This is a genomic window from Providencia sp. PROV130 (genome assembly GCF_028482225.1).
GTDB classification, from domain to species: Bacteria; Pseudomonadota; Gammaproteobacteria; order Enterobacterales; family Enterobacteriaceae; genus Providencia; species Providencia rettgeri.
Window position 1 is genome coordinate 84,068 of the sequence record NZ_JAMPQC010000028.1, and the last position, 20,501, is coordinate 104,568.

Consider the following 20,501-nt stretch of genomic DNA (forward strand, 5'->3'; position numbering starts at 1 on the left):
GTAAATATTAAAATTATCTCTCCGGCTCTATGTCCGGCCCCGCTAGAATGAACGTTCCTAAAAACAAAAAAACCGATGCTTCATTTGATTAAGCATCAGTTATTTTTTAGTTCGCGCATTTTGCACGCCATAACTCGAAATAGCAAGTTAAATTGTTAACAAATCACCCTATTTTCCATGAGAAATTTTGATTATTTCTGACTTTTTGCCATATCTGCTTATAACTTCTTTTTCTTATGATTTTTATCAGGTTTTAATCAACAAAAAACCCTTTGGTGGAAGCCAAAGGGTTTGGATTAATCGAAATTATTTTTTCGATTAGAAGTTGTAGTTGATACCGATATTGTAGCGACGGCCTTCTAATTCAGCACCATAAGTCGCATTATCGATTCGGCGATCTAAGACGTTATATACGCCACCAACAATGTTCGCATTCTTGTTAAGCTGATAACTTGCACCTAAATCAAACAAAGCATAAGATGCTGTACCACTTGACATTTTTTGTCCACGACCTTGGTATTCAGAGGTTTTTCCACGGAAATTCATACGCGTCCATGTTTCTAAATCTTCAGTTGTTTGCCATGTCAGTGTGGAGTTAGCCATATGTTTAGGCTGCTTATTTAATGGCTTACCTTTATTTACACCACTTTTTTGTTCAGTATCAGTATAGGTGTAGTTAGCTGCAAAACTTAAGTCATCCACAATACGCCAGTTGAAAGTTAGTTCAACACCGCGCATTCTTGCTTTATCAACGTTCGCTTTATCGCTAATGAAACGATACGGTTGGTTAGGTTTGTCACCTTCACCATCTTGAGCTACTGTACATGCTCTTACTGTGCTACTATTTTCTTCACAACGCCTAACTTCAGTAATTTTATCTTTAAAGTCAGTGTTATAGATAGTTATCCCCGCAGTAATATTATCTTGATTGTTCCAGATAACACCAATTTCTTCGGTCACACTTTTCTCTGGTTTTAAGTCAGGATTACCATAAATAACGGCATTACCTGCATTACCACCTGTTGCTTGTCCCCAGTTTGCAGACGATTCACGCAAGCTTGGTGCTTTGTAACCTGTAGTTACCCCACCTTTAATTGTCCATTGTTCATCAGCATGCCATACACCATACAAACGTGGAGTCCAGTGTGAACCGTAGTTTTCGTCTTTATCCATACGAATACCACCCGTTACCGCAAAGTCATTGGTCATTAACCATTCATCTTCTGCGAATAACGCCCAGCTATATCGTTCAAGCTGATTATACTGTTTAAATTTATTACCTTCGTCTTTCAATTTCTCTTTACGATATTGACCACCAATACTTAAACTATGATCCCCCAGTAAAAAGACACTTTGATTACGGAAAACAAGGTCTTCTGCCGTCATTTTACGACCTGGGTTTTTTGTCTCATCGTATTGAACATAGGTATCTGTTGATGCAATATCATAGATACCCGTATGGGTTAATGCCATATGAGTCAACTCATATTTGCTAAAACCGCTACCGTCGCCTCTTTTGCTGGTATAACCCTCACGGTCATCACGGTGTTGGTTATCACGTTTAAATTCTGCATCGAAGGTATTTTTGTCATCTGGGGTCAACGATACCGTTGCTCCACCACTCGCCATGATTTGGCGGTTAAAACCATTAATGATTTTATCTTCACCACGATGTGAATATTGGCCTTGCAGTTTTACACCTAATAACCCATCAATTAATGGGCCTGAGGTGTAAAAGCTGCCTTGCCCTGTATTCCCTGAATTTTTACGTTCAGTGAGTGTAGTGTCTGCACGTATACTGGTCGTCCACTCTTGTTGTACGCGACGAGTGATAATATTAATTACCCCTCCCATCGCATCTGAACCGTACAGCGATGACATTGGGCCACGTACCACTTCAATACGTTCAATAGCTGGTAATGGTGGTAACCAACCTTGTTCAATACCAGAGCCATCACTATTTGGGCGAGTTGTACGTGTGTCAACACGTTTACCATCGATTAAAATCATGGTGTATTTAGCATCCATACCACGGATGCTGATGTCTGAGCTACTGCCGCCACCGGTCACTAAAACACCCGGTACATCTTTTAATGCATCAGTCACATCACGGTAAGCTTTAGTTTCGAGTTGTTCGCGCGTCACAACAGAAATAGACGCAGGTGCATCTTCAATTTTCTGTTGGTAGCCTGATGCTGTTGTTACATAGATTTTATCATTACTATCATCAGCAAATGCAGGCGCCGCAGCAATAGCCGCAATAATGCTAATTGCCACTTTTCTTTTATTAAAAACAACCATTCCCAACTCTCCAAGAGATATTTTGTTTTATATATGAATTGATTTGCTCACATTGATTTCATTGAATCAAAAAATATTTTTTATTATTGGGGTATTTAAATACCCATAGGAAATTCATGGTAAAAACCATTATATAATTCAATTAAATTTCCTGTGGGTAATTACTATTAATTAAGATTTGATTTTTTAATATTGCGCCCTCTATATTTTATTTAATGTGCTTGCCAAGTGCTGCAAGCACACTATTCTATTACTATATTAACTTGCTAATTTATCAACCAGCCCATCTATTAGGACTTGTGGCACACCTTGCGAACAACGTTCGATACGACCGCGCACACCATAAACCTCAGCAAGGCTTTCGGGGGTAATAACCTCAGCGGGTTCGCCTTGAGCAATTAAATTGCCTTGCTTCAACATTAATACATGCTCCGCATGTTTGAGCGCAATATTAATATCATGAACCACCACAACCGTTATTATATTTCGACGTTTCGTCTCTTTCGCAACTAAATCCATCACATGATATTGGTAATTTAAATCCAGCGCACTTAACGGTTCATCTAATAACAATAAGTTGGGTTGACGAATTAAAGATTGTGCCAAACCCACTAATTGTTTTTGACCACCTGAAAGTTGGTCTAAATAACTTAACGCCAAATGTTCAATACCCAATTGACGTAATAATCCCATTACTTCGTCTTTACTATTCTCATTGCTCAAACCGCCTGAAGCACGTTGAGCAACAATCACTGATTCTAAAACATACAGGTGCACACCAGCAGGTAATGTTTGCGGTAAATACACCACATTTTGTGCTCGCTGGGCAAAACTCTGTTGGGTTAAATCCTGACCATCCAGTAACAGCTGCCCTGTTGCCTTGTTTAATCCTGCCAACGAACGCAACAATGTGGATTTGCCACTACCATTTGGCCCAAGCAATACCGTGATCTTGCCGCGAGGCAAGATATCCGTCGATAGGTTCTCAATTACGGGACGTTTAGGGTAACCTGCATTAAATTGGTTAATAATCAGGCCACTCATGATACGTTCCCTCTATGACGCAAAATAATACTTAGGAAGAACGGTACACCAACCAACGAGGTCACGATCCCAACAGGGATAATCACACCCGGAATAATATTCTTCGACGCTATTGAGGCCATGGATAAAATTAACGCCCCAATTAATGCACTTGCAGGCAGATAAAAACGGTGATCTTCACCAAAAATCAACCTTGCAATATGTGGCGCAACTAAACCAATAAAGGCAATAGGACCGACAAATGCCACTGCTAGCGCCGATAAAATACTGATGCGTAATAACGTTGTTAACCTTAAACGACGTACATCAATACCGAAACTGATCGCCCTATCCTCACCCAACCTTAAAGCCGTTAGCTTCCATGAACTCATCATGGCAATTGGGAAAATAAGTGCAAAAACTAATGCCATCACACCAAGTTTCACCCAAGTCGCTTTTGATAAACTGCCCATTGTCCAAAAGACTAAACCCTGCAAGGTATCTTCTGTTGCGATGAATTGCATCATGGAAACCAATGCATTAAAGGTGAACACAAGCGCAATACCAAACAGTACGACACCTGAAGTTGCTACGCGTGTCCAACGAGTTACTGCATCTAACATCAGTGCGGCTAACAGGGCAAAAATAAAGGCATTGGCTGATATCACCCATTGGTCAGGCACGCCTGGAATTGCAATACCAGAAACAATCGCTAATGCGGCACCGAATGCTGCTGCATTAGATACCCCTAATGTAAATGGGCTCGCTAACGGGTTATTGAGGATTGTCTGCATCTCAGCACCCGCAAGCCCTAATGACATGCCAATCACCACGGCCATCAATGCGTAAGGCAAGCGAATGTCCCAGACAATGACACGCGTTCCTGCATCAACCGACTCTGGGGTCATCAACGTTTGCCATAAGCGCTCAAGAGATAACCCTGAAGGCCCCAAGGTAAAATCTATAACCAGTGATAATAAAATTGCCGCGATGATAACAACTATCCATGTCAATCGACGGCGTAACATAGTTTGATAATGCTGTTTTACATTATCGTCAGCCTGAATAGCCGCTTTTTCAGCCGTAATCATTGGCTCGCTCGTAATACTCATCAACTCTTACCCGTTTTCATTACTTTTCGTCGCTGACCCAATATACACCGGTTGGTTCGATGGCGAGAAACTCTCGATGCAATTCTTCTAGTGTTTTTTGCGGTTCTAGATCGGCAAATTGTTCTGGGTAGAACCATTTGGCGAAAACTTGCGTCGCAATCACATTGTATGGAGAGTTATAGTAATTGTGCCAGATAGCATAATCTTGCTTATCTTTTACGGCTGATAACGAGCTAATCCCTTTACGTTCAGTAATTTTTTTCAGGCTTTTTTGTGCATCTGTTAATGTGCTTTGTGCGCCTAATTGAACGCCGGCATCTTTACTACCCGGTGCTTTTGCACCAGATGCAATGTAAATATTTGGGTCTGCTGCAATAATTTTCTCTAAGTTCATCGTACCAAGCGCGCCCGGCAAAACACCTTTAGCAATATTTTTACCACCAGCTAAATCAATAAAATTCCCCATATTTCCATCGCCAGCGGTACCACAGCAATCTTCAAAAGCACCAGCGCGTAATTCAATAAAAACACTTGGTTTTTTATCTTCTGGTATTTTCGAAGTAATATCAGTGACTAATTTTTGGTTTCTTTCATAAAAATCGACATATTTATTTGCCGCCTGTTCGCGGTTCAATGCTTTACCAAGTAAACGCATGCTTGGTAAAGTGTTTTCCAGTGGTTTATCACGGAAATCCACAAATACGACAGGTACACCAGCTTTTTCGAGCTGGCTAACTAATTCACTATTTTTACCCGGCCCATGGCCTGACAAACCAAAAATCGCAATATCTGGATTTAGAGTTAATACTTTTTCTGAACTGACGCTATCTGCACTGGTATTACCAATTAATGGAATGTTATCAATTTCAGGAAATTTCGCTTTATAAACAGCATAGGTTTGCGGGTCTAGTTTTCGAAGGTCACCTTGCCAACCTACAATTCGCTCAATGGGTTTATCACCTTCTAGCAGAACTATTGCACTAAATAGGCGCCCTTCGCCTAATAAAATGCGATTAACATTATCAGGAACCTCAACGGTACGACCTGCAATATCAGTCACTGTTACAGCCCAAGCGCTCATACTGGCACTTGCTAATAACGCTAAACTTATTCCTTTTACTACCGACCTAGCTACAGACTTCTTGGCTACCGACGACATAGTATTAAGCTCCACTCTTAACCTCATTGACTTACTTTTTTTTATGCGGTAACAATAAAGCAAATAAGAATACTTATCAATACGATTATTAGTTTAATCATGGCTTTCATCAATAGAATTCTGTGACCATCATCGTAAACCTAAACATTCAGCCTATTTTACCGCCAAAATGCAGGTTTATTGCGCTATATATAAAAAAACAGCACCCTATTAAGAGTGCTGTTATTGATGATAGATATTTAAAAAAACTATTTATCTAAATTTTCGCGGTAACTTGGAAAGCTCATGTCTTTATAACGGATAAACGTCGTTTTCTTCGCTATCTTATAACCAAACCAAATTGCTAAAAATAACGGAATTCCAATATAAGTTGCGGTAACCCCTACCCAATCAATTTTATCTTCTAAAAAAGCTTGGTAGTTTTGGCCTAACGTGATTGTTAAGCACAAAATAAAGGCAAAAATAGGACCGATTGGGAAAAAGCCTGAACGATAAGGTAAGTCATTAAGATCTCTCCCTTGTGCAATATAGCCCCTACGGAAACGATAATGGCTAATGGCAATACCTAACCAAGCAATAAACCCTGTCATCCCCGATGTATTTAACAACCACAAGTACACCGTTTGGTTGCCAAACATGGAACTTAGGAAACATAACCCTGCAACAACCGTCGTTGCTAACAATGCATAACGAGGTACGCCACCTTTAGATAAACGGGCGAAAATACGTGGAGCCTTACCTTCTCGGGCTAAGGTATACAACATACGCGTTGATGCGTACATACCGGAGTTACCTGCCGATAATACCGCTGTTAAAATAACCGCATTCATTACTGCTGCCGCAGATAATAAGCCTGCATTTTCAAATACTAAAGTGAATGGGCTTACACTAATATCTTTGACATCATTACGCAGTAAGTTTGGATCAGTGTAAGGAATGATCAAACTAATAATTAAGATTGCAAAGATATAGAATAACAAGATACGCCAAAATACTTTGCGCACGGCTTTTGGAATATTTTTAGCGGGGTCTTTCGATTCACCCGCAGCAATACCGATTAATTCAGTTCCTTGGAATGAGAACCCAACTATCATTGCCACACCAATCATGGCTGAAAAACCACCAGCAAAAGGCGCATCACCAATTTCCCAATTATGCCACCCGGCATTTTCCGCACCGCTCATGATGCCAAAAATCATTAATACGCCGACAACAATAAAAATGACGACCGTGGTGACTTTTATTAATGAGAACCAGTATTCAGCCTCACCAAACCCTTTAACCGAGATGAAATTCAGTAAGAAAATAATGGCAAGGAAAATGGCGCTCCAAATCCAACCGGGGGTATCTGGGAACCAGTAAGTCATCACTAATTGAGCGGCAACTAAGTCAACAGCAATAGTCACAGCCCAGTTGTACCAATAGTTCCACCCAAGTGCAAAGCCAAAGCCTTCATCGACATATTTTGCACCATAGGTTGCAAATGAGCCTGAAACAGGCATATAAGCGGCTAACTCACCTAAACTGGTCATCAAAAAATAGACCATTAAACCAATGATAGCATAAGAAAGGAGTGCTCCACCGGGGCCTGCTTGTGCAACCGTTGCCCCAGAGGCAACAAATAAACCTGTACCGATGGACCCACCGATAGCAATCATCGCAAGATGGCGTGCCTTTAACTCACGGCGTAGTCTTTGTGGGCCGCCCTGCGAGATAGTATTGGTATGTTGTTCTGACATTTGTTCCCTGCATTTTATTATTCAGCTAATATCGCAGGGATTCTAGCAAAATAGACTGTGAGAACTAAGCAACTCTTCACTGTTATAAGATACCTTCATAATTCACACAAAATTATAAGTAAAATGCGTTATTGCCAAAAGTTGAATATTGTTTCTTTAACATCTAAGGAAAACTTGGCGTATTTATCCCTCTGAAGACTTAGTCCGTCGCGAGGCATCAAATGATTAATATGTGACTTGTGTAATCGAATGCAGCCAACAACGCGACGGGCGAAAAGATAATGAGAGTTTTTAGTTACAATATGACAGTAGGTTAGTAATCGCATTCGAAAGATGCTTTTGGCGGTGATAAATCAAATATAGCGTTCTTTCTAAATGAAGTTCATCTATTTTTAGTTCAACTAGAGAGCCATTTTCTAATTGTTCTTCGATCACTCGACGAGATAAACAACTTATGCCTATTCCATAACGAACTGCATGTTTGATCGCTTCTGAATTTCCTAGCTCCATTAAAATATGAAAGCCAGGAAGATGTGCAAATAATAATTGGTCGAGTACATCCCGCGTACCTGAACCTCTTTCACGCAAAATCCAAGGTGCATCACGTAAATCTTTTAAAGAAACTTTTTTATTCGCCAATGGATTTTGGGGTGAAACAAAAATAACGAGTTCATCTTTTAACCATGCTTTAGAAATTAATTCAGGGCTATGACAAACGCCTTCGATTAACCCAACATCAGCTCTAAACTCCATGACTGCTTTAATAATTTCTTCTGTGTTACTGATAAAAAGCTCTAAAGGAATATCCGGGTGGTCATGACGGTAACCCGCTAAGACTTCTGGTAAAATATAATTACCAATCGTTGTACTTGCTGCAAGACGTACGGCGCCCATCTCTTTTTTAAATAGTTGCTCGACTTCTAATCCTTGCTCCAATAAAGCTAAAGCTTTGGGATATAGCAGCCTTCCGTGCTCATTCGTAACAAGTCGTTTACCCACACGGTCAAATAATTGAACACCTAATTGACCTTCTAAATCCGTTAGCGATGCGCTGACAGCCGATTGTGAAAGCGCTAATGACTGAGATGCCTGCGTCGTGGAGCCACTTTTTAATACTTCCGTAAAAACCTCAAGTTGCCTAAGTGTGATTCGCATAAAGGTAAGCCCCAACGTGATTTTTAGTATTTGTAATAATAATGTTAATATTAACGATTTATTCGCAATATTCCAGAAGAAACTTATAATCTATTTTGGTGGTAGATTATATAAAGATAATCAATTTAAATTATTATTGCTTTTGTTATATCCTTATTACTAAATCTTATAAGCGGTAATAAAGAGTATTATCATGAATAAAAGTGACACCAACACCCTTGAGCAGAATAGCCTAAACCCTATATTTAAACTCATACCAGGTATTATTTTAGCGGGTATTCTAACTGCTATTGCAATTTACCTCGGTGACCAACCCTGGTTTATGGATATCGGTTTAGGTGCATTAACCCTCGCAATATTGCTAGGAATTATTGTCGGGAATACTTTTTACCCCGTAGCCAGTCAATCTTGTGATGCTGGCATTAAATTTGCCAAACACTATTTCTTACGCGCTGGAATTATCTTGTATGGCTTTCGCCTTACTTTCCAACAAATCACTGACGTAGGCGCTACTGGTGTAATTATTGATGCTTTAACATTAACATCGACATTTTTATTAGCGTATTGGCTAGGTAAAAAAGTGTTCGGTCTTGATGAAGAAACAACATTATTAATTGGCGCAGGTAGTAGTATCTGTGGTGCAGCCGCGGTCATGGCAACTGAGCCTGTCGTTAAAGCTTCTGCGAGTAAAGTCGCTGTTGCCGTTTCAACCGTTGTTATTTTTGGTACGATTTGTATTTTTGTTTACCCTTGGATTTACCAATTAAACGCGCACTTTGGTTGGTTTCCAGCAACAGAAGAAACCTTTGGGATTTACATTGGTTCAACGGTACATGAAGTTGCGCAGGTTGTTGCAGCAGGCCATACGATTGGTACAGACGCAGAAAATGCCTCTGTCATTGCCAAAATGATCCGTGTCATGATGCTTGCGCCATTTTTAATTATTTTATCTGCGTTTTTAAGCCGTAAAACGGCCGCTAACCAAACAACAAAGACCCAAAAAAGTAAAATTACTATTCCTTGGTTTGCTGTATTTTTTATTGTGGTCGCAGGTTTTAACTCACTCAATTTACTGCCTCAGGCATTAGTACAGCAAGTTATTGCTTTGGATACCATTTTACTTGCTATGGCAATGGTTGCTTTAGGGTTGACTACCCATGTTAGCGCTATTCGCCAAGCGGGGATTAAACCATTACTAATGGCGTTGATACTGTTTGTTTGGTTGATAGTTGGCGGACTCTTAATTAACTTACTGATTCAAAACATTTTTTAATCTACATTCTCCTCGTTTTTAGCCACCTTAACCGGTGGCTTTTTTGTTGATTTCATTTATTCGCTTATTAATGGCATACTCCAATAAAAAGGAGTCAAAAATGAAATATATTGGAGCACATGTCAGCGCCTCTGGTGGCGTTGACCAAGCCGTTATTCGCGCACATGAAATCAACGCAACCGCTTTTGCATTGTTCACAAAAAATCAGCGCCAGTGGAAAGCTGCACCACTGAGCGAAGAAGTGATTAAAAAATTTAAAGATAACTGCAAAAAATATGGATACGGTAAGCACCAGATCCTGCCCCATGACAGCTATTTGATCAATTTAGGTCATCCTGAATTTGAAGCTCTAGAAAAATCTCGGGTCGCTTTTATCGATGAAATGCAACGCTGTGAACAATTAGGTATTGATTTACTTAACTTCCACCCGGGCAGTCATTTAAACAAAATTGAAATTGACGACTGTTTAGCGCGGATTGCTGAATCTATTAATATCGCGCTTGCTGAAACCGAGGGGGTGACTGCTGTCATTGAAAATACGGCTGGGCAAGGTACTAACTTAGGTTTTGACTTTACACATCTCGCAAAAATTATTGATGGGGTGAAAGATAAAAACCGTGTAGGTGTGTGTATCGATACTTGTCATGCTTTTGCCGCAGGTTATGACCTACGCACTGCCGAAGATTGTGACAAAACATTTGGCCAATTTGCAGAGATTGTCGGGTTTGAATTTCTAAAAGGAATGCACCTTAATGATGCGAAAAGTGAATTTGCCAGCCGTGTCGACCGCCACCATAGTTTAGGTGAAGGGAATATTGGTTTTGTACCATTTACTTACATTATGCAAGATAGCCGCTTCGATGGTATCCCTTTGATTTTAGAAACCGTAAACCCTGATATTTGGCCACAAGAAATTGCGTGGTTAAAAGCACAGCAAAATAATTAGCGATTTAGACTATTTTCTAATAATAAAACCCCCGCATTTATCATGTGAGGGTTTTATTTGAACTGAATGAACTATAACGATTTCATTTCAATTTTTGCCATCATATCCGCTAATTTATTTCTATTTTTTAAGCCAACATCTGGCTGGGAAACTGAGAGTGCAGAAATTGCGGTCGCCATACGTAAGGTATGCTCACTAGACTCACCATTGAGTAACCCATAAGCTAGCCCTGCAACCATCGAGTCACCAGCTCCAACCGTGCTTATCACTTCACAATGTGGTGGTTTAGCTAGCCAAGAACCTGACGCATTAACCCACAGCGCCCCTTCTTCCCCTAACGATATAACAACATGGGAAATGCCTTTATCTCTTAATTCATGGGCAGCAGCTACAACATCTTGTAAGTCTGGCAGTTTTCGACCAACCCAACTTTCTAGCTCATGACGATTAGGTTTTACTAGCCATGGTGAGGCTTTTAAACCTGCCTTTAAGGCTTCTCGGCTGCTATCAAAAATAATACATGGGCATAATTGACGAAGGCGAGTCATCCAACGAGTAAATTCTTCTGGATCAATACCACTTGGCAAACTTCCGCTGACCACAACCATATCGAAATGGCCTAGCCAATTGAGTGATTCAGTCGAGAAACGGTTCCAATCTTCTTTGCTGATCTCAAAACCTGAAAAGTTGAAATCCGTCGATTCCCCATTGTTTTCAGTAAGTTTTACGTTAATTCGTGTTCGTCCTGGCACCATACTGAAGCGGTTAGCCATGCCATTTTCACTGAAAAAATGTTGGAATTCTTCTTGGTTATCCTTTCCCATAAAACCACTAACAGTGATATCAATACCTAAGTCACGGAGTACTTTTGCGACATTGACCCCTTTACCACCCGCATTGAGGCTAGCGGTTTTGACTAAATTGACTTCACCAACTTCGATTGTAGAGCATAAGCCCACAAGGTCGTAAGCAGGATTTAATGTAATTGTAGCAACCCGGCGAGTCATAACCACTAATCTCCCTTATCATGATTATCGTGTCTTTAAATTTAAGTATAGTTATAACATTAAAGCATATTGTTTTCAGTGATATTTGTACTTTTTCCTGCTTGTTTTTCTACAAGATTATGTCAGGATCAGCGCGCTGAAAAATAAAATAATAAGGAGAATATATGTCTGAGCCTGCTTACGTCGTCGTTGGTGTCGGTGTGCTAATCACTAACAAGTATGGGCAAATTTTGATAGGTAAACGCAGTAGTAAACATGCGCCCTATTGGTCCATTTTCGGCGGACATGTCGACCCCGGTGAATCTTTTGAAACCTGTGCAATTCGCGAAATAAAAGAAGAGATAGGTATTGATATCCAAGCCCCCACTGTTTTTGGCATCAGTAATAATTTACAAACTCACCAACAAGAAGGTAAACACACCGTTTCTGTTTGCATGCATGTTGAATATGACGGTGATGTTGAGCCTCAAATTATGGAACCAGATAAATGTGAAAGCTTAATGTGGGTTTCACCAGACAAACTCCCAGAACCGCATTTTGAGGCTAGTCGCAACGCGGTTGACCTCTGGCTAACACAACGTTTCTATCGCCAAAACGCCTAATTAATCGTAAGCGTACAAACATTCTCGCGTTGTACGTTTATTATCCATCCCTTTCTAATTACTCATTTTTCCCTGTTTTATTCTATTTACTATATTTACAATACTTCATGCTTGCCGTATCATTTAGCTAGTACAGTGAAACAATATATTTAGGAGCCACCATGGCTATTGATGGAACAACACAACAAAAAAATCCTTCTATATTAGGGGGTGCTATGATCATTGCCGGTACCGCAGTGGGTGCTGGTATGTTTTCTATTCCTATGGTGACTTCTGGCGTATGGTTCACAGGCTCCGTCATACTGTTGATTTATACCTTTATTTGCATGTTACTTTCTGGGTTAATGATTTTAGAAGCCAATATGAATTACCCAGCAGGCGCCAGTTTCCATACGATGGTTAAAGATTTATTGGGTTCGACATGGAATTCAATTAATAGTTTATCCGTCACCTTTGTGCTTTACATACTAACTTATGCCTATATTTCTGCAGGTAGCTCTATCATCGCAGCGAATTTGTCAGAAAAAATACAGATACCTCAAGCAGGTGCTGGCTTTATTTTTGCCTTCATAGTGGCTTTTTTTGTGTGGCTTTCTACGCGTGCTGTCGATAGGTTAAGCACTATTTTAATTGGTGGAATGGTAATCACCTTTATTATGTCAATCGGTGGAATGGTTTCAACTGCATCTCCAGCTATCTTATTTAACCAAACTGAGCAAGGTGAAAGCCAATATCTTCCATATGCCTTAGCCGCATTACCTTATTTATTAACTTCATTTGGTTATCACGGTAATGTGCCGGGATTAGTAAAATATTATAATAAAGATAGCCGCAGTGTTGTTAAGAGCCTCGTCTATGGCGCAACCATTACCGTGGTTATCTATATTTTGTGGCAGTATGCGATTCAAGGAAATATTCCAAGAACGTCATTTATTGAGATCAGAGAAAATGGCAATAATATTGATGCATTACTGACCCAAATGAATATTTCTACTCAAAGCAGTTTTATTTCTCAGTTTTTAAACCTGTTCTCCTATATGGCTTTAGCGAGTTCTTTCTTAGGTGTGTCTTTAGGGCTATTTGATTTTATCGCTGATTTTTTCAAATTTGAAGATAACAAATTTGGCCGCCTTAAATCCATATTAGTCACCTTTTTACCACCAACAATACTCGCTTTAATTTTTCCTAATGGGTTTATTTATGCGATTGGTTTTGCAGGGTTAGCAGCGACTATTTGGGCTGTTATTGTCCCTGCCCTGATGGCGAAAGCAAGTCGTAAACGCTACCCTAACAACAGTTATAAAGCACCAGGAGGGACCTTTATCATTGGCTTCGTGATCCTCTTTGGGTTAATTAATGCGGTTGCTCATTTATTATCACTATCTGGTTTACTTCCTATCTATTAACCATTCGAGTGTGAATATAGCCTACGAGTTATATTCACACTGATATTTATCTAAAAATTTTTCACTGAAAATTGACTTCAGCATCTTGCCTAATTCCTTATCTGCGAGTAATTTTGTCGCACTCTTTTTGACAACCCCAAAGAAGGTTATTTATGGCCAAGGCCAACGAAATTAAACGTGGTTTAGCAATTAACTACAATGGCAAACTATTACTTGTAAAAGACATTGATATTCAAGCACCTAGTGCTCGTGGTGCGAGTACGCTATATAAAATGCGCTTTACTGATATCAAAACTGGCCAGAAAGTTGAAGAGCGTTTCAAAGGCGATGATATTTTAGAAACCATTTCGCTAACACGTCGCGGAGTGAGTTTTTCTTATATTGATGGTGATGAGTACGTTTTCATGGACAATGAAGATTACACACCCTATCTTTTCAAAAAAGCAGATATTGAAGAAGAATTACTTTTTATCCCTGAAGAAGGGTTACCAGGAATGCAAGTATTAACAATGGATGGGCAAGTTCTTGCATTAGAGCTACCACAAACGGTTGATATGGTGATTGTTGAAACAACACCTGCAATTAAAGGGGCATCAGCTAGCGCACGGACTAAACCCGCAACTATGGCTACAGGGCTAACAGTCCAAGTCCCTGAATATTTAACCAGCGGAGAGAAAATTCGTATTCATATCGCTGAGCGTCGTTATATGGGCCGTTGTGACTAATTTTTGTTTTTAATTTGATAGAAACAATTTCTTATATGCCTATGAACAATAACTTCATAGGCATATGTCATTGAAATTAAACATTGCATACCCTTCCCATATTAGTTTGCTACATTCAATTCTTATTCAACTCAAGATTAATCGTATTTTATTGTATAAATACCTAAGGTTTTATCTTTATTAATCCAATTAAATTGTTGAGTACCTTTTTGATTCGGAAGCAACATTTCTTTATTTTTTAATTTACGAATATCTGCAGATGCCGTTTCTAATTTACCATTATCATTCCAGCATTTAGTTTCAACTTTATTAGCATTCGCTTCGACAACACAAGGTGATGCAACGATGGCACCTGTAAATCGGATAACGCCTGTACTACTGCGTTTCGTCTCACTATTTTCTGACGCAACGATTGAAAAACTTGTGCTTAATGATGTTACTACCAGAAAAGCCATTACCATTTTTTTTACTGAGCTATTCATAATGAAATCCCCTTTTAAAATTATGTTATCGTCACTTTCTGTAATTTATTTACAGTTAAAGTATTTAATTTGGCTGAATTGCCTGAGAACGACATACTAATTCCAAAGGGATATTAATAATTTCATTTATGGTCGTAGTTTTTTATTTTTTATTTAATTTTTTATCAAAACAAAATAAAGGACTTACATCACACTTAATTAACCACACAAAATGCAACACTTTATAAATAATATCTATTAGCATTAGCCCTATAATTTATGAAAATCGTCGCAATGCTACTTAAAGCTCACCTATACATCAAAAACTTTAAAATCGTTAAAGATAGTGTTAATCATCATGCATAAGAATTTAAATAAAAAAATCTCATTACCTTCTACCAATTTGATCGCATCAGGCCGACAGCGTGCTTGTTATCAGCACCCTGAATATGATGACCTATGTGTAAAAGTTCATTTAAGTGGAAGAGATGATAAAGAAACATTAAGGGAGGTTCGTTATTACAAGCGCTTATACAAAAAAAATTTCACCACAAAAACCATATCTCATTACTATGGTTTCCAGCAAACTGATCGCGGATTAGGATATGTGTTCCAGTTAATTAAAGATAAAACTGGAAATGTTTCACATACTTTAGATTATTACCTAAAAAACAAACAATTTTTTTTAAAACATAAAAAAAACATGAAAATTGCCTATGAGCAATTTAAAAAGAATATTTATAAAGAGGCTATCTCCACGATGGCACTTAAGACTTACAACATTGTTTACCAATTAGGTTATAAACCTCACGGCCAATTTCTGATTATTGATAACCTTGGGTCATCTAATTTCATTCCCATGGATTATTTTTCAGCTAGAATCGCTCGTGCCACCCTCAATCGCCGGTTTAGCGATTTCGAGCAACGGCTTTATCGTGACTACAATATCAAGATATAGCACTTACACTCGTGGTTCATTTGCATTATTACCGTTTGGTGATCAACATAAATTACCACACACTCGCCAGTATCTATTTCATGTAGAAAACCCGAACAACAAAATACCCTGATAAACATACAGTGAATTGACTTTCTTCATTATTCTCTGTGTGTTTTTTACTCTACTCATCTTTTTTAAAGTCTATTAAACTATTCGTTTTGCTCACAAATAAACCGTCATTAAATATAAATTTAAACTTCTTTACATTTCAAACTTAAAAAGCACATATTTATGTGATTACACTGAAATAATAACCAATAAAATGTGACTTAGATCATATTTCATTGACTGTAATTACCTGTGTTATAAGTAAATATCCTTCATATTAGGCAACTATCACATAAACCAATGGCAAATAGGCACTTTTATCTAATGTTTTGTAAATTTCACCTCTATTAACTCGCCATTTTGCTTTTGTTTATGTATGCTCTTAAAGGTTTGATTTGGGACTATTGCGATACCAAATCTTCTAACTAAAAAATGTAAAGAATGTTTTAGTAAATTTAGTAAATATTGATATATATCCTATACTCAATAAGTCATTAAATATGACTAGCACATTCGAACTTTAGTCGTGCTGCGATAAACACTTTCTGCGAAAAACACAGTTTTGGCATCTATAATGCGTTTTTCACAGGGATAAGTTTAGTTTTTTGTGTCTTTTTACACAATAAAGTACTAGAAAAATGGTAAGGGATATATATAAGAATGCTAACTTCTGAAAAACTTAAGCGCTATGCTTGGCGCATTGTTCCGGCAATTGCAATCGCCGTAACGCTCACAGCATGTACCAACCCAAAGTCAGCTAAAAATACGCAATATACTGCCAAATCAGATGCACGTATGCTAAATGGTTCTGCTGGCGACTCCTTGACGATGGCATCTCAAGATGAATTCGAAGAATTAGTACAAAGTGTTGATACTAAATCTAAAATAATGGATCAATACGCAAGCTGGAAAGGCGTGGCTTATCGTCTTGGCGGTACAACAAAGAAAGGTGTTGATTGTTCAAGCTTCGTACAACGCACATTCTTTGAACAATTTGGTGTTGAACTCCCCCGCACCACTTCTGAACAAGAATCCTCAGGCAAAAGCGTAAAACGTAATAACCTAAAAGTCGGTGATATTGTTTTATTTAAAACTGGCCGAACTATGAAGCATGTTGGTATCTATATTGGCGACCAAAAATTTGTTCATGCATCAACCAGTAGTGGTGTTATCGTTTCTGAAATGACTAACTCGTACTGGAGCAAAAGATATTATGCCGGTAGACGTATTATTAATGGCTCATAAGTTTTTTTAACATTCTATATCCCCTCCCAATAAAAAAGCTTCCATACAATGGAAGCTTTTTTATTGGGAATTTTTATTAACTAAATTTAGTATAGCTATTTGATTCTTTTTGATAAAAATAGCTTAAATACCAAACCCACCTCACGATAACGCTCATCCAAAAACAAGTTATAAATACATAGCTGAACTAAACCTGTAACTAAACTTGCAACTAAAATAATAATGAATCATCAAGCCAATGTAGCTAAGCAAATATACTCAAAACTAAGCACTATAAAAACCAGAAGACAGTTCTGCAATCGCGACGCCAGAGGCTTTTAAACGACACATAGCAGCTAACTCATCATTAGCATGAATGAATAGGCAAATTTCTTTTTGCCACTCTAAGATTGCGTTAGCGATCTGCATGTCTGACAATGATTCGGACAATTGCTGCATTGCAATACAATCTGTCGCACAGTCATGGCTAAGTAGCTTCAGCCCCACAAGCTTATCGCTATCGGCATCATTCATAGGCACGACTTCAACATCCGTACCTATTTTGCCTGATAACCAGCGGTAGCTTTGCGGTAGCCTGTGCACCACCGAAAGACCTAATTTTTCCACAAAGATATCCTATTGAAACATTTTAGTGTTTTGCCAAGTATTAATACTTGCATTCTTACTCAACCTAACACGGGCTTAAGCTAATCATTCATCGTTCAAACCGAACTTTTAGTTATCCAAAAAGTAACATTAATGTTAAATATCGAACTTTAAATATAACATTAAAAAAACAAAATGTCGTTAAATTTTTGTGACACAAATCATTGCACAATCATTTTAATAGCAAATATATTAAAAATTAAACTAATTTTGATCTTTAAGATCAACATTTAGCCAAAAATACTTAACTTTTTTTTACATTTATGAAATGAAAATAGTAAAAAATAGTTTATTTTTGAAGTTAAACCAAATTTTTATTAATGAATAATGTTGCAATAAGCATTAATTCATAAAACATAAATTTAACAAATTTAGCTCGAATGATAATTGATTTAGATCATTTTTCATTAAAAATTTTAATACCCCTGAATTACTACTCGTTTTTATCGAGCAATATACCTTTATCTCTAATAGATAAAATGAATGATATGGAGAAGTAACTAGAAAAAATTCTATTTAAAGAAAGGAGAATTGTGTGTTCTCAGTTTCATCCATGAAACATGAAAACATATGGCTTACTTTGCTTTTTTCGCTAATAAAACAAATAACATTGATAATGCTACACAAGCAACCATAGAACCGACCATTGGCCATGCGCTCTGAGCGGGTATGAGTGATAATAAAGTCCCAACGAGTGCGCCAATTGAAAACCTTATTGTTCCTGCCAATGAAGAGACGGTTCCTGCAATATGTGGATAATTATCCAAGATGACTGCCATTGCATTAGAAGTAATCATCGCGATGCCACTAACATAGATTGCAACACCGATAACCAATGTCCAAAAATCTAATGTAAATGCCGTTGTAACAAGCAACCACACGCCCATTACAAATTGGATAATGATGCCAAAATAAAGCATTTTTTCTGCGCCAAAATGCCTTACATAGCGGCTATTTATTGTTGTCATAATAAACAGGAAGATAATGTTGATACCAAAATAGTAGCCAAAATTCTGTGGAGACACCCCGTTTAAATCGATATAGACAAAAGCGCCTGCATTTAAGAACGAAAACATCCCTGCAAAAGAGAATGAACTCGCTAAAATGTAGAACAGAACCTGTTTTGCTCTAAATAAAGTCGCAAATTGCCTTAATGTTGTACCAATATGAAACTTTTGCCTTTTAGCAACGGGCAATGTTTCCCGCACAAAACAGCTCACTAAAATAACGGCAACAACCGCTGCAATGGCGATACTCCAGAAAATGGCATGCCATGAAAACCAACGCATTAGCTCTCCCCCTAAAATAGGGGCTAATAACGGTGCCACCGTCATCACTAATACAACAAAAGACATACTTCTTGAGAATTCATCACGAGTAAACATATCTCGCATAAGTGCGTTAATCACAACACTTGCAGCTGCGGCGGCAAAACCATGTAAAAAACGTAACCAAATCAATGAATCAATCGATTCAGTGATGGCACAAGCCGCTGAAGCGATGGCAAAAACGACGACCCCACCCAAAATAACAGGTTTACGCCCAATGCTATCTGCCATCGGGCCATAAAATAATTGTCCTATAGCAAAACCAAAAATGTAGCTATTGAGCGTCATTTGAATGCGCCCTTCATCTACATTAAAATAATGCATCATCGTCGGAAAGCTTGGTAGGTACATGTCGATAGCCAATGGCATTAGCATCGATAATAAACCTAGAATTAATATCAGCCCCAAATAGGATGAACGCTGCTGTTGCACTCTTTAAACTCCTGCTGTTTTTTTACGTGGTACATTAATGCTGTTGATCTCTTCTTCCGTCAGTGGGCGGTATTCTCCTGGCTCAAGAGCATCATCGAGCCAAATTTCCCCAACACGTTCACGGTGTAACCCACAAACGTGGTTTCCTACCGCTGCAAACATACGTTTTACTTGATGATAACGCCCTTCGCTAATCGTCAGCCTGACATCTCTAGGGCTAATAATTTCCAGTTTCGCTGGTTTAGTTGGATGTTTTTCCCCATTGAGCATAACGCCCTGAGCAAACTGCTCAGCAACATCTTGAGCAATATCATCACTCAATTGAACTCGGTACGTTTTTTCACAATGATGCTTGGGTGAAGTAATGCGATGAGACCATTGACCATCGTCCGTCAATAATACAAGGCCGGTTGTATCGATATCTAAACGCCCTGCTGAATGCAGTTTTTGTGCAAGAGGCTCATCAATAAAAAAAAGAATTGTTGGATGTGTTGGGTCATCTGTTGAGCAAATATAACCTTGTGGTTTATGTAACATAAAATAACGTGGCCCAGTAACTTGCACGAGGACATTGCCATCATAAGCGACTTCATGGTCAATCGTAACTTGAAAAGCCCCTGATTTAACGATTTCCTCATCAACCGTTACAAGCCCTGCGCGCAGTTCTCGCGCTACCAAACTTCGGCTTATCCCTAATTGCTGGGACAAAAATTTATCCAGTCGCATAGATTCTCTTAACTTGATGGAATGCCAGTGAAGCGTACAATAACGCTCAGCTGTCAGAATATAGAGTGAAAGGTTGTTGTGATTGCTATCACATAATTCATTATAACAATAACCCCTGTGAAGTGATAGTTTCACCGAAACAACTCACATCTTTAGACAGAGTCATCG

General features: G+C 38.5%; 18 protein-coding genes. 7 read left to right on the forward strand and 11 right to left on the reverse strand.

Features of this window, described 5'->3' with window-relative positions; genetic code table 11:
• Positions 1–318 precede the first annotated feature (318 nt).
• The 6 genes from PSF28_RS18730 to yieE all read right to left on the reverse strand — a co-directional run bounded on the left by PSF28_RS18730 (position 319) and on the right by yieE (position 8,489).
• Complete coding sequence (locus tag PSF28_RS18730; protein ID WP_210836273.1) at positions 319–2,301, reverse strand: ligand-gated channel protein; 1,983 nt, start codon at positions 2,299–2,301, stop codon at positions 319–321.
• 258 nt (positions 2,302–2,559) lie between these two features.
• Positions 2,560–3,348: an ABC transporter ATP-binding protein gene (locus PSF28_RS18735; protein ID WP_094960415.1), complete on the reverse strand. Its 789-nt coding sequence runs from the start codon at positions 3,346–3,348 to the stop codon at positions 2,560–2,562.
• Positions 3,342–4,436 carry a FecCD family ABC transporter permease gene (locus tag PSF28_RS18740; protein ID WP_004911884.1) on the reverse strand — a complete coding sequence of 365 codons (1,095 nt, stop codon included), beginning with the start codon at positions 4,434–4,436 and terminating at the stop codon, positions 3,342–3,344. The genes PSF28_RS18735 and PSF28_RS18740 overlap by 7 nt, the downstream gene beginning before the upstream one ends.
• A 19-nt stretch (positions 4,437–4,455) precedes the next feature.
• A complete protein-coding gene (locus PSF28_RS18745; protein ID WP_419181981.1) occupies positions 4,456–5,622 on the reverse strand; it encodes an ABC transporter substrate-binding protein in 1,167 nt (388 codons plus the stop codon).
• A gap of 221 nt (positions 5,623–5,843) precedes the next feature.
• Positions 5,844–7,334, reverse strand: coding sequence for an amino acid permease (locus tag PSF28_RS18750; RefSeq protein WP_004911886.1), 1,491 nt, complete (start codon positions 7,332–7,334; stop codon positions 5,844–5,846).
• 291 nt (positions 7,335–7,625) lie between these two features.
• Positions 7,626–8,489: a DNA-binding transcriptional regulator YeiE gene (gene yieE / locus PSF28_RS18755; RefSeq protein WP_210836281.1), complete on the reverse strand. Its 864-nt coding sequence runs from the start codon at positions 8,487–8,489 to the stop codon at positions 7,626–7,628.
• 193 nt (positions 8,490–8,682) lie between these two features.
• Here yieE and PSF28_RS18760 point away from each other — a divergent pair, with 193 nt between their 5' ends.
• Positions 8,683–9,762 carry a YeiH family protein gene (locus tag PSF28_RS18760; protein WP_109911584.1) on the forward strand — a complete coding sequence of 360 codons (1,080 nt, stop codon included), beginning with the start codon at positions 8,683–8,685 and terminating at the stop codon, positions 9,760–9,762.
• A gap of 100 nt (positions 9,763–9,862) precedes the next feature.
• On the forward strand, positions 9,863–10,708 hold the full coding sequence (gene nfo / locus PSF28_RS18765) for a deoxyribonuclease IV (RefSeq protein ID WP_196719444.1): 846 nt from the start codon (positions 9,863–9,865) through the stop codon (positions 10,706–10,708).
• A 71-nt stretch (positions 10,709–10,779) separates the two neighbouring features.
• On the opposite strand, the gene fruK is transcribed toward nfo, so the two are convergent.
• A complete protein-coding gene (fruK, locus tag PSF28_RS18770) occupies positions 10,780–11,715 on the reverse strand; it encodes a 1-phosphofructokinase (RefSeq protein WP_210836283.1) in 936 nt (311 codons plus the stop codon).
• Between the two features lie 164 nt (positions 11,716–11,879).
• Here fruK and PSF28_RS18775 point away from each other — a divergent pair, with 164 nt between their 5' ends.
• The 3 genes from PSF28_RS18775 (at position 11,880) to yeiP (ending at position 14,448) form a co-directional block, all read left to right on the forward strand.
• The gene (locus tag PSF28_RS18775; RefSeq protein ID WP_004911901.1) at positions 11,880–12,317 is read left to right on the forward strand and encodes a nucleotide triphosphate diphosphatase NUDT15; all 438 of its coding nucleotides are present in this window, start codon (positions 11,880–11,882) and stop codon (positions 12,315–12,317) included.
• Between the two features lie 161 nt (positions 12,318–12,478).
• A complete protein-coding gene (gene mtr, locus PSF28_RS18780) occupies positions 12,479–13,723 on the forward strand; it encodes a tryptophan permease (RefSeq protein WP_004911904.1) in 1,245 nt (414 codons plus the stop codon).
• A 152-nt stretch (positions 13,724–13,875) separates the two neighbouring features.
• Positions 13,876–14,448 carry an elongation factor P-like protein YeiP gene (gene yeiP / locus PSF28_RS18785; RefSeq protein WP_210836285.1) on the forward strand — a complete coding sequence of 191 codons (573 nt, stop codon included), beginning with the start codon at positions 13,876–13,878 and terminating at the stop codon, positions 14,446–14,448.
• A 137-nt stretch (positions 14,449–14,585) separates the two neighbouring features.
• Here yeiP and PSF28_RS18790 read toward each other — a convergent pair whose 3' ends face one another.
• The gene (locus PSF28_RS18790) at positions 14,586–14,930 is read right to left on the reverse strand and encodes a hypothetical protein (RefSeq protein ID WP_272664668.1); all 345 of its coding nucleotides are present in this window, start codon (positions 14,928–14,930) and stop codon (positions 14,586–14,588) included.
• A 325-nt stretch (positions 14,931–15,255) separates the two neighbouring features.
• On the opposite strand from PSF28_RS18790, the gene PSF28_RS18795 reads away from it, so the two are divergent.
• Complete coding sequence (locus PSF28_RS18795) at positions 15,256–15,867, forward strand: YrbL family protein (protein ID WP_272685475.1); 612 nt, start codon at positions 15,256–15,258, stop codon at positions 15,865–15,867.
• A gap of 750 nt (positions 15,868–16,617) precedes the next feature.
• Complete coding sequence (gene mepS / locus PSF28_RS18800; protein ID WP_210840432.1) at positions 16,618–17,202, forward strand: bifunctional murein DD-endopeptidase/murein LD-carboxypeptidase; 585 nt, start codon at positions 16,618–16,620, stop codon at positions 17,200–17,202.
• A gap of 264 nt (positions 17,203–17,466) precedes the next feature.
• On the opposite strand, the gene PSF28_RS18805 is transcribed toward mepS, so the two are convergent.
• The 3 genes from PSF28_RS18805 to rsuA form a co-directional block, all read right to left on the reverse strand.
• Positions 17,467–17,808: a hypothetical protein gene (locus tag PSF28_RS18805; protein WP_004260080.1), complete on the reverse strand. Its 342-nt coding sequence runs from the start codon at positions 17,806–17,808 to the stop codon at positions 17,467–17,469.
• 614 nt (positions 17,809–18,422) lie between these two features.
• The gene (locus tag PSF28_RS18810; RefSeq protein ID WP_210840137.1) at positions 18,423–19,607 is read right to left on the reverse strand and encodes a Bcr/CflA family multidrug efflux MFS transporter; all 1,185 of its coding nucleotides are present in this window, start codon (positions 19,605–19,607) and stop codon (positions 18,423–18,425) included.
• A 3-nt stretch (positions 19,608–19,610) separates the two neighbouring features.
• Positions 19,611–20,333, reverse strand: coding sequence for a 16S rRNA pseudouridine(516) synthase RsuA (gene rsuA, locus PSF28_RS18815; RefSeq protein ID WP_210840136.1), 723 nt, complete (start codon positions 20,331–20,333; stop codon positions 19,611–19,613).
• Positions 20,334–20,501: the final 168 nt, after the last annotated feature.

Bases quoted from the DNA above. Each gene is read 5' to 3' on its own strand.
- fruK (WP_210836283.1), bottom strand. From the start codon at position 11,715: ATGACTCGCCGGGTTGCTACAATTACATTAAATCCTGCTTACGACCTT.
- nfo (WP_196719444.1), top strand. From the start codon at position 9,863: ATGAAATATATTGGAGCACATGTCAGCGCCTCTGGTGGCGTTGACCAA.
- PSF28_RS18790 (WP_272664668.1), bottom strand. From the start codon at position 14,930: ATGAATAGCTCAGTAAAAAAAATGGTAATGGCTTTTCTGGTAGTAACA.
- yieE (WP_210836281.1), bottom strand. From the start codon at position 8,489: ATGCGAATCACACTTAGGCAACTTGAGGTTTTTACGGAAGTATTAAAA.
- PSF28_RS18775 (WP_004911901.1), top strand. From the start codon at position 11,880: ATGTCTGAGCCTGCTTACGTCGTCGTTGGTGTCGGTGTGCTAATCACT.
- rsuA (WP_210840136.1), bottom strand. From the start codon at position 20,333: ATGCGACTGGATAAATTTTTGTCCCAGCAATTAGGGATAAGCCGAAGT.
- mepS (WP_210840432.1), top strand. From the start codon at position 16,618: ATGCTAACTTCTGAAAAACTTAAGCGCTATGCTTGGCGCATTGTTCCG.
- yeiP (WP_210836285.1), top strand. From the start codon at position 13,876: ATGGCCAAGGCCAACGAAATTAAACGTGGTTTAGCAATTAACTACAAT.
- PSF28_RS18750 (WP_004911886.1), bottom strand. From the start codon at position 7,334: ATGTCAGAACAACATACCAATACTATCTCGCAGGGCGGCCCACAAAGA.
- mtr (WP_004911904.1), top strand. From the start codon at position 12,479: ATGGCTATTGATGGAACAACACAACAAAAAAATCCTTCTATATTAGGG.
- PSF28_RS18740 (WP_004911884.1), bottom strand. From the start codon at position 4,436: ATGAGTATTACGAGCGAGCCAATGATTACGGCTGAAAAAGCGGCTATT.
- PSF28_RS18745 (WP_419181981.1), bottom strand. From the start codon at position 5,622: ATGAGGTTAAGAGTGGAGCTTAATACTATGTCGTCGGTAGCCAAGAAG.
- PSF28_RS18730 (WP_210836273.1), bottom strand. From the start codon at position 2,301: ATGGTTGTTTTTAATAAAAGAAAAGTGGCAATTAGCATTATTGCGGCT.
- PSF28_RS18760 (WP_109911584.1), top strand. From the start codon at position 8,683: ATGAATAAAAGTGACACCAACACCCTTGAGCAGAATAGCCTAAACCCT.